Annotated in this window: 3 protein-coding genes; 1 reads left to right on the top strand and 2 read right to left on the bottom strand. The window is 75.8% G+C overall.

Annotation, left to right across the window (positions count from 1 at the left end):
- Positions 1-492: amidohydrolase family protein (locus ACFV4N_RS42940; RefSeq protein WP_499678449.1), on the bottom strand; the 492-nt coding region annotated here is incomplete at its 3' end.
- Positions 493-548: 56 nt separating this feature from the next.
- Positions 549-1,565 carry an L-erythro-3,5-diaminohexanoate dehydrogenase gene (gene kdd / locus ACFV4N_RS42935; protein WP_499678448.1) on the bottom strand — a complete coding sequence of 339 codons (1,017 nt, stop codon included), beginning with the start codon at positions 1,563-1,565 and terminating at the stop codon, positions 549-551.
- Positions 1,566-1,656: 91 nt separating this feature from the next.
- Here kdd and ACFV4N_RS42930 point away from each other — a divergent pair, with 91 nt between their 5' ends.
- On the top strand, positions 1,657-2,241 hold the full coding sequence (locus ACFV4N_RS42930) for a sugar O-acetyltransferase (RefSeq protein ID WP_499678447.1): 585 nt from the start codon (positions 1,657-1,659) through the stop codon (positions 2,239-2,241).
- The last annotated feature ends 45 nt before the right edge of the window (positions 2,242-2,286 follow it).

Here is a 2,286-nt window from a genome sequence, read left to right as displayed (position 1 = left end):
CCGCAGGTCGGCGGGCAGGGCGTCCCGGGCCGCGCCGCGCACGTGGTGGTGGGCGGCGCGGGTCAGCGGCCCGTCGGGAGAGAAGCCGTCGGCGTCGCGGGCGGCGGGCGCCAGGTCCAGCAGGGCGGTGGAGGCCAGGGCCGAGTGGACGTCGATGCGGGAGAGGTAGACGCGCTTGCCGCCGGCGGCCTCGTCCAGCTCGGCGCGCGTGGGTGGCCGGCGCTCGGACCAGCGCGTCTCGTCCCAGCCGTGGCCCCACACCAGCGGTCCCGGCGCGGCGCGCACCGCGTCGAGCAGCTCGCGCGCCGACCGGCAGCCGGTCAGGTCCAGGCCGGTGAGCAGCAGGCCGGCGGAGGTGGCGTGCACGTGGGCGTCCACGAAAGCGGGTGCGACGAACGCGCCGCCCAGGTCGACGACCTCGGCGTCGGGGTGCAGGGCGCGGCCGACGGAATCCTGCCCCAGCCACACCACGGCGCCGTCGGTCACGGCCATCGCGGTGGCGTCGGGGTTGCTCGGGCTGTGGATGCGCCCGCCCACGAGAAGAGTAGTCACGCCTGCTGAGTCTGCCTGTGCTCGAACAGGCCGCGCACGGCAGGCTCGGTGCGCACCAGCTCCAGGGCGAACGCGGCGTGACCAGGCACGTAGCCGTTGCCGACGAGCATCTCCACGTCCGCCGCCAGGCCCTCGGCGCCCAGCGCGGCGGCCGGGAAGGAGGTGGCCATGGAGAAGAACACCACGGTGCCGCCGTCGGCGGTGGCCAGGATGGCGCCGTGCTCGCAGCCGGGCACGTCCACGCACACCACGGTCACCTCGACCGGCTCGCCCACCGCGGCGGCCACGGCCACCGGGTCGCGGGCGTCGGCGACGACCACCTCGTCGGCCAGCCCGGCGCCGCGCACCGCGGCGGCCTCGCGGTCGGTGGGCACCAGCGCGACCAGGCGCGCGGCCCCGGCGCGGCGGGCGGCGGCCAGCGACAGCGACCCCGACTTGCCGCCGCCGCCCAGCACCAGCACCGAGCGGGCGGCGCGGCGGCGCACCACCCGGTCGGTCAGGGCGGGCGCGCCGCACACGTCCAGCACCGACAGCGCCAGCTCGTCGGGCAGGTCGTCGGGCAGCACGGCGGCGATGGAGCGGCCGAACAGCACGGCGGTGCCCGCGCAGGGCACCTGCTCGTCCGCGCCGTCCCAGCGCGCCAGGCCGTCGGTGATGCGCAGCGGGGTGAGGGTGAGCGAGACCAGGGTGGCGATCCGCTGCCCGACGCGCAGGCCCAGCGGCGAGTCCGGGCCGACCTCGCGCACCACGCCCAGCAGCATGCCGCCCGACCCGGTCACCGGGTTCTGCACCTTGCCGCGCTCGGCGACGATGTCCAGCACCGCCCGCCGCACCCCGGCCACGCCGTGCGCCTCGCGCAGCTGCCGGTAGGAGGCGGCGTCGAGGTTGAGCCGCTCCACGTCGACCACGACCTCGTCCGGACCGCACACCGGGGTGGCGTCCAGCCGCCACGCCTGCTGCGGCAGCACGCCCGCCGGTTCCAGGACCCGGTGCAGACCAAACGGCGAAGTCATGGAAATCCTTCGGTTCAGGCCAGTAGGACCCGGATATCTTCACGTGAAGTGTCGATCTCGCGCAAGAGACCGCATCCGTAGGCTCGCGGGCATGGAACACGGCACGGACCGACCGGACCACCGGACGATGCGGGAGCGGATGCTCGCCGGCGACCTCTACGTCGCCGACGAGTCGCTGTGGCCCGACGCGCTGCGCGCCGACGAGTTCATGACCGCCTACAACGCCACCACGGCGGGCCAGGGCGCGCTGCGCCACCGGTTGCTGGCCGAGCACCTGGCCGAGGTCGGCGAGGACGTGGTGATCCGGCCGCCCTTCCGGGTGGACTACGGCTGGAACATCCGGGTCGGCGCGCGGACGTTCGCGAACTTCGGGCTGGTCGCCCTCGACGTCGCGCCCATCACCATCGGCGCGGACGTGCAGCTCGGGCCCAACGTGCAACTGCTGACCCCCACGCACCCGGTCGAGCCCGGCCCTCGCCGCGACAAGTGGGAGGCCGCGAAGCCGATCGCCATCGGCGACAACGTGTGGCTGGGCGGCGGGGCGATCGTGCTGCCCGGCGTGACGATCGGGGACAACACCGTGGTCGGCGCGGGCGCGGTGGTGACCCGGGACCTGCCCGCCGACGTCGTCGCGGTCGGCAACCCCGCGCGCGTGGTGCGCACCCTGGACACCTGACCGCCGGGGTGTGCCGGGGCACCTCGCGCGGAGGGCCCCGGCACC

It is taken from the genome of Actinosynnema sp. NPDC059797 (assembly GCF_042732085.1).
Taxonomy (GTDB): domain Bacteria; phylum Actinomycetota; class Actinomycetes; order Mycobacteriales; family Pseudonocardiaceae; genus Actinosynnema.
Note: the sequence above shows the minus strand (reverse complement) of the source record. Positions and strands in the feature narration are given on the sequence as shown.